The organism is Sinomonas cyclohexanicum (assembly GCF_020886775.1).
GTDB lineage: Bacteria > Actinomycetota > Actinomycetes > Actinomycetales > Micrococcaceae > Sinomonas > Sinomonas cyclohexanicum.
The window spans coordinates 1,733,318-1,748,003 of record NZ_AP024525.1; the positions used below are offsets into that span (position 1 = coordinate 1,733,318).

At 69.5% G+C, this 14,686-nt stretch carries 10 protein-coding genes, 2 rRNA genes and 2 pseudogenes; 13 read left to right on the forward strand and 1 reads right to left on the reverse strand.

Annotated features, from left to right (window positions below; all coding sequences use genetic code 11):
- The first annotated feature begins 88 nt into the window (after positions 1 to 88).
- Together SCMU_RS08340 and rrf are read left to right on the forward strand one after the other, a co-directional pair.
- Positions 89 to 3,208: ribosomal RNA gene (locus SCMU_RS08340) — 23S ribosomal RNA — on the forward strand.
- Between the two features lie 193 nt (positions 3,209 to 3,401).
- Positions 3,402 to 3,518: ribosomal RNA gene (gene rrf, locus SCMU_RS08345) — 5S ribosomal RNA — on the forward strand.
- Positions 3,519 to 3,628: 110 nt separating this feature from the next.
- Here the strand turns inward: rrf and SCMU_RS08350 are convergent.
- Complete coding sequence (locus tag SCMU_RS08350; RefSeq protein ID WP_229232536.1) at positions 3,629 to 4,894, reverse strand: hypothetical protein; 1,266 nt, start codon at positions 4,892 to 4,894, stop codon at positions 3,629 to 3,631.
- Here SCMU_RS08350 and SCMU_RS08355 point away from each other — a divergent pair.
- The 11 genes and pseudogenes from SCMU_RS08355 (at position 4,883) to SCMU_RS08405 (ending at position 14,686) form a co-directional block, all read left to right on the forward strand.
- Positions 4,883 to 5,776 (forward strand): tetratricopeptide repeat protein, encoded by an 894-nt coding sequence (locus tag SCMU_RS08355; protein WP_229232537.1) that lies wholly within the window; start codon positions 4,883 to 4,885, stop codon positions 5,774 to 5,776. The genes SCMU_RS08350 and SCMU_RS08355 overlap by 12 nt on opposite strands.
- 1 nt (position 5,777) lies before the next feature.
- Entirely contained in the window at positions 5,778 to 6,758 is a 981-nt protein-coding gene (locus SCMU_RS08360) for an HAD-IIA family hydrolase (protein WP_229232538.1), read from the forward strand.
- Between the two features lie 31 nt (positions 6,759 to 6,789).
- The gene (locus SCMU_RS08365; RefSeq protein WP_229232539.1) at positions 6,790 to 6,945 is read left to right on the forward strand and encodes a hypothetical protein; all 156 of its coding nucleotides are present in this window, start codon (positions 6,790 to 6,792) and stop codon (positions 6,943 to 6,945) included.
- A gap of 1 nt (position 6,946) precedes the next feature.
- Positions 6,947 to 7,621, forward strand: a complete 675-nt coding sequence (locus tag SCMU_RS08370) for a TlyA family RNA methyltransferase (protein WP_229232540.1) — start codon at positions 6,947 to 6,949, stop codon at positions 7,619 to 7,621.
- Complete coding sequence (locus SCMU_RS21150) at positions 7,618 to 7,773, forward strand: hypothetical protein (protein ID WP_229232541.1); 156 nt, start codon at positions 7,618 to 7,620, stop codon at positions 7,771 to 7,773. Before SCMU_RS08370 ends, SCMU_RS21150 begins: the two co-directional genes overlap by 4 nt.
- A pseudogene (locus SCMU_RS08380) lies at positions 7,770 to 8,829 on the forward strand (NAD kinase). The gene SCMU_RS21150 and the pseudogene SCMU_RS08380 overlap by 4 nt, the downstream one beginning before the upstream one ends.
- The gene (gene recN / locus SCMU_RS08385) at positions 8,826 to 10,574 is read left to right on the forward strand and encodes a DNA repair protein RecN (protein ID WP_229232543.1); all 1,749 of its coding nucleotides are present in this window, start codon (positions 8,826 to 8,828) and stop codon (positions 10,572 to 10,574) included. The pseudogene SCMU_RS08380 and the gene recN overlap by 4 nt, the downstream one beginning before the upstream one ends.
- Before the next feature lie 72 nt (positions 10,575 to 10,646).
- Positions 10,647 to 12,445 (forward strand): annotated as a pseudogene (gene pyrG / locus SCMU_RS08390) (CTP synthase).
- A 77-nt stretch (positions 12,446 to 12,522) separates the two neighbouring features.
- The gene (locus tag SCMU_RS08395; protein WP_443020288.1) at positions 12,523 to 13,134 is read left to right on the forward strand and encodes an NUDIX domain-containing protein; all 612 of its coding nucleotides are present in this window, start codon (positions 12,523 to 12,525) and stop codon (positions 13,132 to 13,134) included.
- A gap of 12 nt (positions 13,135 to 13,146) precedes the next feature.
- Complete coding sequence (gene xerD / locus SCMU_RS08400; protein WP_229232545.1) at positions 13,147 to 14,190, forward strand: site-specific tyrosine recombinase XerD; 1,044 nt, start codon at positions 13,147 to 13,149, stop codon at positions 14,188 to 14,190.
- A 13-nt stretch (positions 14,191 to 14,203) separates the two neighbouring features.
- Positions 14,204 to 14,686, forward strand: coding sequence for an 8-oxo-dGTP diphosphatase (locus SCMU_RS08405; RefSeq protein ID WP_229232546.1), 483 nt, complete (start codon positions 14,204 to 14,206; stop codon positions 14,684 to 14,686).

Consider the following 14,686-nt stretch of genomic DNA (forward strand, 5'->3'; position numbering starts at 1 on the left):
TCTAGCAATCTCGTTTTTCGAGTTGTAGGACGTACACGCACGGGCGCTCTGGCGTGCCGTGTGTTTGTGTGTCCTTGGTCTTTGTTGTGTTGAAGTTTCCAAGGGCGCACGGTGGATGCCTTGGCATCGGGAGCCGATGAAGGACGTGGGAATCTGCGATAAGCCTGGGGGAGTCGATAACCGGACTGTGATCCCAGGGTGTCCGAATGGGGAAACCCCGCCGCACTTGATGCGGTGACCCGCCGTTGAACGCATAGACGGTGTGGGGGGAACGCGGGGAAGTGAAACATCTCAGTACCCGCAGGAAGAGAAAACAAGAGTGATTCCGTCAGTAGTGGCGAGCGAACGCGGACGAGGCCAAACTGTGCGCGTGTGATACCCGGCAGGGGTTGCGCGCATGGGGTTGTGGGGCCTTCCTTTCGATCATCTGCCGGTGGTCGGGGGTGTTGCGGTGGTGTAGGCGAACGGTCTTGAACGGCCGGCCGGAGAGGGTGTGAGTCCCGTAGCCGGAACGCCTGTCGCAGCCCTGGGGAGGTGCCCGAGTAGCACGGGGCCCGAGGAATCCCGTGTGAATCTGTCAGGACCACCTGATAAGCCTGAATACTACCCGATGACCGATAGCGGACAAGTACCGTGAGGGAAAGGTGAAAAGTACCCCGGGAGGGGAGTGAAACAGTACCTGAAACCGTGCGCCTACAAACCGTCAGAGCAGGCCTTGTTCCTGTGATGGCGTGCCTTTTGAAGAATGAGCCTGCGAGTCAGTGCCACGTCGCGAGGTTAACCCGTGTGGGGGAGCCGTAGCGAAAGCGAGTCTGAACAGGGCGTTCAGTGGCGTGGTCTGGACCCGAAGCGGAGTGATCTACCCATGGCCAGGTTGAAGCGACGGTAAGACGTCGTGGAGGACCGAACCCACTTCAGTTGAAAATGGAGGGGATGAGCTGTGGGTAGGGGTGAAAGGCCAATCAAACTCCGTGATAGCTGGTTCTCCCCGAAATGCATTTAGGTGCAGCGTTGCGTGTTTCTTGCCGGAGGTAGAGCTACTGGATGGCCGATGGGCCCCACAAGGTTACTGACGTCAGCCAAACTCCGAATGCCGGCAAGTGAGAGCGCAGCAGTGAGACTGCGGGGGATAAGCTTCGTAGTCGAGAGGGAAACAGCCCAGACCACCGGCTAAGGCCCCCAAGCGTGTGCTAAGTGGGAAAGGATGTGGAGTTGCCCAGACAACCAGGAGGTTGGCTTAGAAGCAGCCACCCTTGAAAGAGTGCGTAATAGCTCACTGGTCAAGTGATTCCGCGCCGACAATGTAGCGGGGCTCAAGCACACCGCCGAAGCCGTGGCAGTCCCATGTGTGCCCTAGCCTTCGTGGTTCAGGGGTGGGGCTGGGTAGGGGAGCGTCGTGCGGGCAGTGAAGCCCCCGAGTGATCGAGGGGTGGAGGCCGCACGAGTGAGAATGCAGGCATGAGTAGCGAAAGACGGGTGGGAAACCCGTCCGCCGGATGATCAAGGGTTCCAGGGTCAAGCTCATCTGCCCTGGGTAAGTCGGGACCTAAGGCGAGGCCGACAGGCGTAGTCGATGGACAACGGGTCGATATTCCCGTACCGGCGAAGGACCGCCCATGCCGGACAGCCGATGCTGACCGCCCAATCCCCCCACCATGGGTCCTTCGGGACCTGTACCGGGGGGCGCGCGCGGGACCCGGAGCTGCGAGGCAAGCGTATTAACAGGTGTGACGCAGGAAGGCAGCCCGGCCAGGCGATGGTTGACCTGGTCCAAGGATGTAGGGCGCGCGGCCGGCAAATCCGCCGCGCATCAGGCCTGAGATCCGACGGGACCCCCTCGCGGGGGGATCGGGTGATCCTATGCTGCCGAGAAAAGCATCGACGCGAGGTCCCAGCCGCCCGTACCCCAAACCGACACAGGTGATCAGGTAGAGAATACCAAGGCGATCGAGAGAATCACGGTCAAGGAACTCGGCAAAATGCCCCCGTAACTTCGGGAGAAGGGGGACCCCAACCCTGAACACCGCGCGCCGGTGGGAGGGGGTCGGGGTCGCAGAGACCAGGGGGAAGCGACTGTTTACTAAAAACACAGGTCCGTGCGAAGTCGCAAGACGATGTATACGGACTGACTCCTGCCCGGTGCTGGAAGGTTAAGAGGACCCGTCAGCTCTCACGAGCGAAGCGGAGAATTCAAGCCCCAGTAAACGGCGGTGGTAACTATAACCATCCTAAGGTAGCGAAATTCCTTGTCGGGTAAGTTCCGACCTGCACGAATGGAGTAACGACTTCCCCGCTGTCTCGACCGTGAACTCGGCGAAATTGCACTACGAGTAAAGATGCTCGTTACGCGCAGCAGGACGGAAAGACCCCGAGACCTTCACTACAGTTTGGTATTGGTGTTCGGAGCGGCTTGTGTAGGATAGGTGGGAGACTGTGAGGCCGTCACGCCAGTGGCGGCGGAGTCATCGTTGAAATACCACTCTGGTCGCTTTGGACACCTCAACCTCGGCCCGTGATCCGGGCCAGGGACAGTGCCTGACGGGTAGTTTAACTGGGGCGGTTGCCTCCCAAAGAGTAACGGAGGCGCCCAAAGGTCCCCTCAGCCTGGTCGGCAACCAGGTGGCGAGTGCAAGTGCACAAGGGGGCTTGACTGTGAGAGAGACATCTCGAGCAGGGACGAAAGTCGGGACTAGTGATCCGGCGGCACCTCGTGGAAGGGCCGTCGCTCAACGGATAAAAGGTACCTCGGGGATAACAGGCTGATCTTGCCCAAGAGTCCATATCGACGGCATGGTTTGGCACCTCGATGTCGGCTCGTCGCATCCTGGGGCTGGAGTAGGTCCCAAGGGTTGGGCTGTTCGCCCATTAAAGCGGTACGCGAGCTGGGTTTAGAACGTCGTGAGACAGTTCGGTCCCTATCCGCTGCGCGCGCAGGAGATCTGAGAAGGGCTGTCCCCAGTACGAGAGGACCGGGACGGACGAACCTCTGGTGTGCCAGTTGTACCGCCAGGTGCACGGCTGGTTGGCTACGTTCGGAAGGGATAACCGCTGAAAGCATCTAAGCGGGAAGCCCACTTCAAGATGAGATCTCCATGCCCGCAAGGGCGAGAGGCCCCCAGCAGACCACTGGGTTGATAGGCCGGACGTGGAAGACAGGACTGAAGACTGTCGAAGCCGACCGGTACTAATAGGCCGACAACCTCAACACACACCACCCACCCGGTGGTGGCAAGAACCACTGCATGCCCCGCGTCCACCATACGGTCCCCAGACAACAAACCCCACCCCCGCCCCACCCCACGGGGCGGACACGGGCACCGCGACCACAACCGAACACAGATCCACGGACAACAACCGTGACCACAGCTTCCCACCCCCACCCGGGGGACGGGACAAAGGGTTACGGCGGCCATAGCGTGGGGGAAACGCCCGGACCCATCCCGAACCCGGAAGCTAAGACCCACAGCGCCGATGGTACTGCACCCGCCAGGGTGTGGGAGAGTAGGACACCGCCGGACAACCATTAGGTAGAGCCCCCCAACCATACGGTTGGGGGGCTCCCACATTTTGGGCGGCAAACTCGGCCGCCCCGTAGACTTGATGTCGAGTAAGGCCAGCGCGCTGGCAGTCAAACGCATAGTGACGGGACGCGGCTTCGGGCCGGCCGACCAAAGGAATCCAGGAAAGAGGAGCCATCATGGCAGAGCAGAACGGACGCGGCACCGGAGGCCGAGGGTTCAATGGACCTCGTGGAGGCTCGGCTGGTGGCCGTGGCTCGGATCGCTCGGGCGGACCGTTCCGGGGTACCAGCAACTCTGGTGGCCGTCCTCGTGGATTCCGTGATCGCAGTCGCGATGAGCAGCAGGGTGGCGAGCGTCGTCCATTCGGCGAGCGCCGCTCCAACGGCGACCGTCCGCAGGGCGATGATCGCGGTCCCCGTCGGTTCGAGGACCGTGGCGAGCGTCGGCCCTTTGGCGACCGTCCGCAGCGCGATGACCGTGGTGAGCGTCGCTCCTTTGGCGACCGTCCGCAGCGTGATGACCGCGGTCCGCGTCGGTTCGAGGACCGTGGCGAGCGTCGGCCCTTTGGCGACCGTCCGCAGCGCGATGACCGTGGTGAGCGTCGCTCCTTTGGTGATCGTCCGCAGCGTGATGACCGTGGTCCGCGTCGGTTCGATGACCGTGGTGAGCGTCGTCCCTTTGGTGATCGTCCGCAGCGTGATGACCGTGGTCCGCGTCGGTTCGAGGACCGTGGTGATCGTCGGCCCTTTGGTGATCGTCCGCAGCGTGATGACCGTGGTCCGCGTCGGTTCGACGACCGTGGTGATCGTCGTCCCTTTGGTGATCGTCCGCAGCGTGATGACCGTGGTCCGCGTCGGTTCGACGACCGTGGTGAGCGTCGTCCCTTTGGCGACCGTCCCCAGCGTGATGACCGTGGTCCGCGTCGGTTCGACGACCGTGGCGAGCGCCGTCCCTTTGGCGACCGTCCCCAGCGCGATGACCGTGGTCCGCGTCGTCCGTTCCAGCGTGATGACCGTGGCGACCGTCCCCAGCGTGACGACCGTGGTCCGCGTCGGTTCGACGACCGTGGCGAGCGCCGTCCCTTTGGCGACCGTCCCCAGCGCGATGACCGTGGTCCGCGTCGTCCGTTCCAGCGTGATGACCGTGGCGACCGTCCCCAGCGTGACGATCGAGGTCCGCGTCGTTTCGAGCGCGATGACCGCGTCGAGCGACAGGCCCAGCACAACGCTGGGGACCTGCGTGTCTCGAACCGGCCCGACCGCGAGCGTTCCCCTGAGATTGATCCTGACGTCACGGGCCGCGAGCTGGACCGGGCCACTCTCGGCCAGCTGCGGACCCTTGAGGGCAACAACAGCGACTGGGTGTCCAAGCACCTCGTGATGGCGGGCCGCCTCATCGATATTGACCCGGAGGCCGCCTACCAGCACGCGCTGGCGGCGAGCCGTCGTGGCGGTCGCATCGGCGCTGTCCGGGAGGCCGTCGGCATGACCGCCTACGCGGCGGGCCGCTACGACGACGCCCTGCGTGAGTTCCGGACGTTCCGCCGGATCACTGGCTCGAGCATCCACATCGCGCACATGGCCGACTGCGAACGCGGCCTCGGACGCCCCGAGAAGGCGCTGGAGCTTGCCCACTCGGACGAGCAGAACATGCTGGACAACGCCGGCAAGGTCGAGCTCGCCATCGTCGCCTCGGGCGCACGGGCTGACCTGGGGGACTACGCGGGGGCCGTCGAGGAGCTCGAGATCCCCCAGCTCGACATCAACCGCGCGTTCTCCTTCAGCCCGCGCCTGTTCGAGGCGTATGCTGACGCGCTCTCCGCCGCCGGCCGCGCCCCGGAGGCCGCGAAGTGGTACCGCCAGATCGGTGTCGCGGAGGAGGCCCTCGGCGTGGGCGACTACGAGGATCCGGACATCGTCGACCTCGGGTGGGACGAGGAGGAAGAGCGCCGCGAGGAGGAGGAGCGTCGCGCCCGCGCCACAGCCGCGTCTCCGTCAGCTGCCGAGGCCGAGCACACTGCAGCCGAGGCGGACCACGAATCACACCACGCGGCGCAGGACGAAGCACACCACGAGGCGGACGACGACGCCGAGCCTGACGGCCTCGCCGAGGACGAGATCGGGATGCACGAGACGTCCGCAGAGGCCCACGAGACGGCGGGCGAGGGGAGCGCCCCGATCGAGGACCAGAGGGAGGACCACTCCCAGGAGCACGGCACGGAGCATGGCCCCGCGGACACGGAGGACCAGGCCTGACGTGGCGGACCTGATCGAGGCGTTCGACGCCGTCCTCTCCGACCTGGACGGCGTCGTCTACGCCGGCCCGCACGCGATCCCCGGTGCGGTCGAGGCGCTCAGGCGCCTCGAGCCGCGCGGGGTGCGCCTCGGCTACGTGACGAACAACGCCTCGCGCACCCCGGCCGAGGTGGCCGCGCACCTGCGGGACCTCGGCGCGCCGGCCGGGGACGACGACGTCGTGAGCTCTGCGCAGGCGGGTGCGGACCTGCTCGCAAAGAAGGTCCCTGCCGGCACGCGCGTGCTCGTGACCGGAAGCCATGCACTGGCCCGCGAGGTGGAGCAGCGCGGCCTGGAGCCGGTGCGTTCCGCCGAGGATGCCCCCGCGGCGGTAATCCAGGGCTTCAGCCCAGACCTCGGCTGGAAGGACCTCGCCGAGGCCGCGTACGCCGTGGCGGCAGGCGCGCTCTGGATCGCGACCAACACGGACATGTCGATCCCGCAGGCGCGCGGCATGGCTCCGGGCAACGGCACGTTCGTCGCGGCCGTGCGCGCCGCGACGGGCCGTGAACCGCTCGTGGCCGGCAAGCCCGAGGCGCCCCTCTTCCTAGCGGCGGCCGAGAGGCTCGGCTCGCGGAATCCGGTGGTGGTCGGCGACCGACTCGACACGGACATCCTGGGCGGGAACCGTGCGGGCTTCGCGACGGCGGCCGTTCTCACGGGCGTGGACACCAAGGAGTCCATCCTGTCCGCCCGGAGCGATGAGCGGCCGCGGTTCATCCTCGCGACGCTCGACGACTTCTTCCGCCCGTACCCCGAGGCCGTGACGGTCGACGGCGCGTGGCGGGTCGGGGCGTCCTCCGCCCGGGCCGCGGACGGCAGGCTCGAGATCTCGGGGGCCCCCGACGACCTCGACTCGTGGCGCGCCGCATGCGCCGCGTGGTGGGACGCCCACCCTGCGGCGGAGCGCCAGACGACGCCGGAGATCGACTGGCTCCGTTAGATGCCCCCGCGGCCTCGATAAGCTGGGACGCATGAGCGAGGATCCACAGCTGCTGCAGCCCGATGCGCGGGCCGCCCTCGCGGAGCTCGAGGCCGCGGATGGGCTCCCGCTCGAGGACCGCGCTGCCGCCTTCGAGGCGTTCCACGACGCCCTCACCGAGATCCTCGACGCGGAACCGGCGGAGTAGCGTGGCGCGCCTCGACACGGAACTCGTGCGCCGCGGGCTGGCCCGCTCGCGCACCCAGGCCGCGAAGCTGATCGCGGACGGCGCGGTGAGTGTGGACGGCGCGGCGGTGACGCGATCGTCCCACCCGGTCGCGGACCAGGCGGCAATTGAGGTTGCGGCAACCGAGCACGGCCGGTACGCGAGCCGGGCAGGCCACAAGCTGGCCGGTGCCCTGGCCGCCTTCCCCGCCGTCGATCCGCGCGGGGCTCGGTGTCTCGACGCCGGCGCCTCGACGGGCGGATTCACCGACGTCCTCCTCCAGGCGGGCGCCGCCGAGGTGGTTGCCGTCGACGTGGGGCATGGTCAACTCGTCGAATCGCTCCGCCACGACCCCCGCGTGCGCGTGCATGAGGGCCTCAACGTGCGCGAGATGACGCCCGCGGACATCGGCGGCACCGCCGCCCTCGCCGTCGCAGACCTGTCCTTCATCTCGCTCACCCTCGTCCTCGCCCCGCTCGCTGCCTGCACCGACCCGGGGGACACCTCCTGGTCATGGTCAAGCCCCAGTTCGAGGTGGGCCGGGAGCGCTTGGCGCGCACCGGCGTCGTCGGATCGGACAGCGAACGACGCCGCGCGGTCACCTCCGTCGCGGAGGCGGCGGCCGGCGTGGGGCTGGCGCTGCGCGGACTGGCCGTGAGCCCGCTTCCGGGCCAGGACGGGAACGTCGAGTACTTCCTGTGGCTGAGCCGCCCCGCCGACGAGGGGAACGCGACAGCGCCGGCGGCCAGCCCGGCGTCGTGGGTCGAGGACGCCTGGCCCACCGTCCACCACGAGGAGACACCAGCGTGACACGTCGTATCCTGCTGCTCGCCCACATGGGGCGCGAAGATTCGATGATCGCCGCGCGCGAGGCAGCGGCCCAGCTGCACGGCTCCGGGCTGTCGCCGGTCATGCCGGCGGGCCAGCAGGCGCGGCTCGAGGAACGCTTCGATGGGCTGGACCACCCCACGGAGGTCCTCGGCGTCGACGTGGAGCTCGAGGACGTCGAGCTCGTCATGGTTTTGGGCGGAGACGGCACGATCCTGCGCGCGGGCCGAGCTGGTGCGCCACGTGGACGTGCCGCTCCTCGGAGTGAACCTGGGCCACGTGGGCTTCCTCGCGGAGAGCGAGCGGGCCGATCTTGCGCAGACGGTCCAGTGGATCGCGTCGCGCAGCTACTCCGTCGAGGAGCGCATGACCATCGACGTCACGGTGTGGCACCGCGGTGCCATGGTCGCGCACACGTGGGCGCTCAACGAGGCCGCAATCGAGAAGGCCAGCCGGGAGCGGATGATCGAGGTCGTGACCGAGGTGGACGGCAAGCCGCTCACGTCCTACGGCTGCGACGGGATCGTCCTGGCGACGCCCACGGGCAGCACGGCCTACGCGTTCTCGGCCGGAGGCCCCATCGTGTGGCCCGAGGTCGAGGCTCTGCTCATCACGCCCATCAGCGCCCACGCGCTGTTCGCGAAGCCTCTCGTGGTCTCGCCGCGCTCGACCCTCGCCGTCGAGATCCTGGGCCGCACCGACGCCCACGGCGTGCTGTGGTGCGACGGCCGGCGCTCCGTGGACCTCCCGCCCGGGGCGCGCGTCGAGGTGACCAAGTCGCCCGTGCCCGTGAGGCTCGCCCGCACGAGCACGACGCCGTTCTCCGCCCGCCTCGTGCGCAAGTTCGAGCTGCCGATCCACGGCTGGCGCGGACCCGTACCCGGCGGTCCCCACGCCGGGCTCGGCCCGATGGTGCCCGAGGTGCCACCGGTGGCCTGGACGCCACAGGGGACCGAGGAGGGCGCTTCGCACAGCCACGGCGGCCCCGTCGATGCGAGCATCGCGGATGCCGATGAACCGAAGCAGGAGCACACATGATCGAGGAACTGCGGATCCGCGACCTGGGAGTCATCACCGACGCCTCACTGCCGCTGGGGCCCGGGCTCAGTGTCGTGACCGGCGAGACCGGCGCGGGCAAGACCATGGTGGTCACCGCGCTCGGCCTCCTGCTCGGCGGCCGCTCGGACGCCGGTGCCGTCAGGACCGGCGCGAAGTCCGCCGTCGCGGAGGCGACCGTCCGGCTGGAACCGGGCCACGCCGCCGTCGTGCGTGCCCAGGAGGCCGGCGCCGACGTCGAGGAGCACGACGGCGCGGCGGAGCTCCTCCTGGCCCGCACCGTGGGCGCAGACGGGCGCAGCAGGGCGCATCTCGGCGGCCGTTCGGCTCCGGTCGGGGCGCTTGCCGAGGTCGGCGCGCAGCTCGTCGTGATCCATGGGCAGTCCGAGCAGCTGCGCCTCAAGAGCCCCGCCGCCCAGCGCCACGCGCTCGACACGTTCGCGGGCGAGTCGTTCGCGGCGGTGCGGGACGACTACGCGGGGCTGTTCGCCTCGTGGACGGCCGCCCGCCGCGAGCTCGAGGATCTGTCCTCCTCCTCGCGGGAGCGGATCCGCGAGGCGGCATCGCTCGAGTCCGCGCTGGCCGAGATCGCCGAGGTGGATCCCCAGCCGGGCGAGGACGAGACGCTCAAGGCCGAGGCCGCGCGCTTGGCCCACGCCGAGGCCCTCCGCGTCGCGGCCCAGCAGGCGCACGAGGCGCTCGTGGCGGAGGAGTTCGGCGAGGCCTCCGACGCGACGACGCTCGTGGACGGCGCCCGCCGCACCCTCGAGCACGTCGCGGAGCACGACGCCGCCCTGGGCGCCTCGGCGGAGCGCCTCGCCGACGTCGGCTACATCCTCGCCGACGTCGCACAGGAACTCGCGAGCTATGCCGCGTCCCTGGACACCGAGGGCCCGGGGCGGCTTGCCGAGGTCGAGGAGCGCCGCGCCGCCCTCGGCGGCCTCACGCGCAAGTACGCGCCGACGCTCGACGAGGTCATCGCGTGGGCCGACGAGGGCCAGCGGCGCCTCCTCGAGCTCCAGGACGACGACGGGCGCGTCGAGTCGCTCACGGAGAAGATCGCCCAGGACGAGGCCCGGCTGCGCGAGCTGGCCGGAGAGATGACCCAACGCCGCCGCTCCGCGGCGGGGGAGCTCGCGGAGCGGGTGAGCGATGAGCTCACCGCGCTCGCCATGCCGGACGCCACGCTGCGCGTGGACGTCGAGGAGACCGGCGAGCTGGGCCCGGACGGCGCGGACACCGTGGCGATCCTCCTGCAGCCGCACGCCGGGGCCCCTGCGCGGCCGCTCGGCAAGGGCGCCTCGGGCGGCGAGCTCTCGCGGGTCATGCTCGCGATCGAGGTGGTCCTCGCCGCCGTGGACCCGGTGCCGACGTTCGTGTTCGACGAGGTCGACTCGGGTGTGGGCGGCCGCGCAGCCGTGGAGATCGGCCGCCGGCTTGCGATGCTCGCCCGGCACGTCCAGGTCCTGGTGGTGACCCACCTGCCTCAGGTCGCCGCGTTCGCGGACCGCCACATCACTGTGATCAAGACCTCGGTCGCCTCGGGTCGCGGCGCGGGCGGCGTCGAGGGCGTGACCTCAAGCGACGTGCGCGTGCTGGACGAGGCAGAGCGCGTCGTGGAGCTCGCGCGCATGCTCGCGGGGCAGGAGGACTCCGCCAGCGCCCGGGCCCACGCCCTCGAGCTCCTTGAGGACGCCCAGTCCGCGCGGGCCGGCGCCGCACGCTGACCCGGCTCAGGGTCGGGTCAGGCCGATCCGGTCGCCGGGTTCCGGCGCGGCGGCCCATTGCGACGGTGGGGGCTGTTATGCTGGTATTCCGTGGTGCAGCGAACTCATTCCCGTTTCTCAGACTCCGCCAAGACGACCAAGCAGATCTTCGTGACTGGTGGCGTGGCCTCCTCGCTCGGGAAGGGCCTGACGGCTTCCAGCCTCGGCCACCTGCTGCGCGGACGCGGCCTCTCTGTCACGATGCAGAAGCTTGATCCCTACCTCAACGTCGATCCCGGGACGATGAACCCGTTCCAGCACGGCGAGGTCTTCGTGACCGAGGATGGTGCCGAGACCGACCTCGACATCGGCCACTACGAGCGGTTCCTCGACGAGTCCCTCGACGGCTCCGCCAACGTGACCACGGGTCAGGTCTACTCGACCGTGATCGCCAAGGAGCGCCGCGGCGAGTACCTCGGCGACACCGTCCAGGTCATCCCGCACATCACCGATGAGATCAAGCGGCGCATGCGCCTGCCGGCCGAGGGCGAGAACGCCCCCGACGTGATCATCACCGAGATCGGCGGCACGGTGGGCGACATCGAGTCGCAGCCGTTCCTCGAGGCGGCCCGCCAGGTCCGCCAGGACGTGGGCCGCGGCAACGTGTTCTTCGTCCACGTCTCCCTCGTGCCGTACATCGGCCCGTCGCAGGAGCTCAAGACCAAGCCGACCCAGCACTCTGTCGCTGCCCTGCGCTCGATCGGCATCCAGCCCGACGCGATCGTGGTCCGCTCGGACCGGGAGATCCCGGATGCGATGCGGGACAAGATGGCCGCATGTGCGACGTCGACACCGACGCCGTGATCAACTGCCCGGACGCGCCGAGCATCTACGACATCCCCAAGGTGCTGCACGCACAGGGCCTCGACTCGTACATCGTGCGCGCCCTCGACCTGCCGTTCAAGGACGTCGACTGGGCCAAGTGGGACCGTCTCCTCGAGGCCGTCCACCACCCGAAGCACGAGGTCGAGATCGCCCTCGTCGGCAAGTACATCGACCTGCCGGACGCGTACCTGTCCGTCACGGAGGCGATGCGCGCCGGCGGCTTCGCGAACGACACCAAGGTCAACATCCGCTGGGTCGCCTCGGACGAGTGCCAGACACCCGCCGGCGCGAAGAAGGCGCTCGACGGCGTCGACGCGATCCTCGTCCCGGGCGGCTTCGGGATCCGCGGGCTCGAGGGCAAGCTCGGCGCGCTGACTCTCGCCCGCGAGAGCAAGCTCCCGACCCTCGGCCTCTGCCTCGGCCTGCAGTGCATGGTCATCGAGTACGCCCGCAACGTGGTGGGGCTCGACGGGGCGTCCTCGAGCGAGTTCGAGCCGGACTCGAAGCACCCCGTCATCGCCACGATGGCGGAGCAGCTGGACATCGTCGAGGGCAAGGGGGACATGGGCGGCACCATGCGCCTCGGCCTCTACGACGCCGTCCTCGCGGACGGCTCGGTCGTCGCCGAGACGTACGGGACCACCAAGGTCTCCGAGCGCCACCGCCACCGCTACGAGGTCAACAACGCCTACCGCGAGCAGATCGCCGAGAAGGGCCTCGTCTTCTCGGGCACCTCGCCGGACGGCCGGCTCGTCGAGTTCGCCGAGCTCCCCAAGGACGTGCACCCGTACTACGTCTCCACCCAGGCCCACCCCGAGCTCGGTTCCCGCCCCACGCGCCCGCATCCGCTGTTCGTGGGCCTCGTCAAGGCTGCCCTCGAGCACCAGAAGGCCGGGGGCACCCCGGCCGCCGCTGCGAAGGCTCCCGCCGCCGACTCGGGTGCTGACGCGGCCAACGGCGCCAACGCCGCCGCCAAGGCCCCCGCCGGCGCGGGCAAGGGCAAGTAGTCGCCGTGGGCACGCACGCGCCGGGGCACGGCGCCGACTCGGCCGCCGTCCACCACGGGCAGGACGTCGAGGACGCGCTGAGCCCGCGGCGCGTGCTGTCCTCGGACACGGCCTACGAGGGCCGCATCTGGGACGTCCGCAGCGATGCCTTCGAGCTCTCCGAGGGCTCAGGCGTCCTGCACCGCGACTACATCGAACACCCCGGGGCCGTGGCGATCCTGCCGATGGACGACGACGGGCGCATCCTCATGCTGCGCCAGTACCGGCACCCCGTGGGCATGGACCTGTGGGAGATCCCGGCAGGGCTGCTCGACGTGGACGGCGAGTCGAACCTCGACGCCGCCGCCCGCGAGCTCGCCGAGGAGGCGGACCTGCGCGCCTCCGAGTGGGACGTCCTCGTGGACTTCTTCACCTCGCCCGGCTCCTCGAGCGAGGCGATCCGCATCTTCCTCGCACGTGGCCTGCACGAGATCCCACACTCCGACCGGCACGAGCGCACCGCTGAGGAGGCGGAGATCCAGTTCGCCTGGGTAGACCTCGACCACGCCGTCCGCGCGGTGCTCGCCGGCAGGCTCCACAACCCGAGCGCGGTCGTTGCGATCCTGGCCGCCGACGCCGCGCGCCGCACCGGGTTCGGCTCGCTGCGCCCTTGCGGCACCCCGTGGCCTGCCCACCCGGCGCAGCGCTGAGGCGGGCCGTTGATGCAGGCCGCTGACCCGATCCTTCCCGGCCCGATCCTCGCCGGCGCAGGCACGCCGACCCAGCCTGAGCAGCCGACGCAGCCCGAGCGGGCGACCCAGCCCGAGCTCCCGGCGGCACTCCGGCGCGGTATCGAGGACTACCTCCGTCACCTCGCCGTCGAGCGCGGCCTCGCCGCCAACACCCTCTCGGCCTACCGGCGTGATCTGGCCCGCTACGGGGCGCACCTCGCGCGGGAGGGCGTTGCGGCGCCGTCGCGCGTCGAGCGGCGGCACGTGGGCGGCTTCGCACAGGCCCTTCGGGACGGGACCGACGGCGGCAGCCCCCTCACGGCGCGCTCCGCGGCCAGGACGGTGGTCGCCGTGCGCGGACTGCACCGGTTCTGGGCGCTCGAGGGCACGACGGCGGACGATCCCGCCGCGGATGTCCACCCGCCGCTGGCTGGACAGCGGCTGCCCAAGGCCATCACGATCCACGAGGTGACCCGCATCCTCGAGACGGCCGGCGCGGACACCCCGGCCGGCCTGCGGGACCGTGCGCTCCTGGAGTTCCTCTACGCGACCGGGGCCCGCATCAGCGAGGCCGTGGGCCTCGACGTGGACGACCTCCGGCTCGAGGCGGCCGATGGGGGACCCGCCGTCGTGCGGCTGTTCGGCAAGGGCTCCAAGGAGCGCCTCGTGCCCATCGGCTCCTACGCGGCGCGCGCGCTCGATGCGTACATCGTCCGCGCGCGGCCGGCCCTCGTGGCCAAGGGCGCCGGGACGCCGGCGCTGTTCCTCAACGCGCGCGGCGGCCGCCTGAGCCGCCAGAGCGCATGGACCATCCTCAAGGATGTGGCCGAGAAGGCCCAGATCAACCGTGACGTCTCCCCGCACACGCTGCGCCACTCATTCGCGACCCACCTCCTCGAGGGCGGCGCGGACGTGCGCGTGGTCCAGGAGCTCCTCGGGCACGCGTCCGTCACCACCACGCAGGTGTACACGCTCGTGACCGCGGACACGCTCCGCGAGGTGTACGCCGCAGCCCACCCGAGGGCCAGGGGATGACCGGGGCCGGGCGATGACAGGCACGCCGGTGGCCCTCTGCTTCCTCCTGCGCGAGGGCCCCGCCGGGCGCGAGGTCCTGCTCGGGCGGAAGAAGCGCGGATTCGGGCGCGGCAAGGTCGTGGGCCTCGGCGGCCACCTCGAGGCGGGGGAGACCCCCGCGGAGGCCGCCGCCCGCGAGCTCGAGGAGGAGGCCGGCGTCGTGCTCGACGTCGCGCTGCTCACCCCGGCGGGGACCGTCGACTTCCGCTTCCCCGTCCGCCCGGAGTGGGACATGCAGTGCTGGATGTTCACGTGCAGCAGCTGGGACGGCGAGGTCACCGAGAGCGAGGAGATCGCGCCCGCGTGGTACCCGGCGGACGAGCTGCCGGTGGCCCACATGTGGCAGGACGCCGACCACTGGCTGCCGATCGTGCTGTCGGGGACCGTCGCCGACTTCTACGTGGAAATGGCCGAGGACAACGAGACGGTGGCCCGTTTCGTTGTCCTCGGCCAGTGA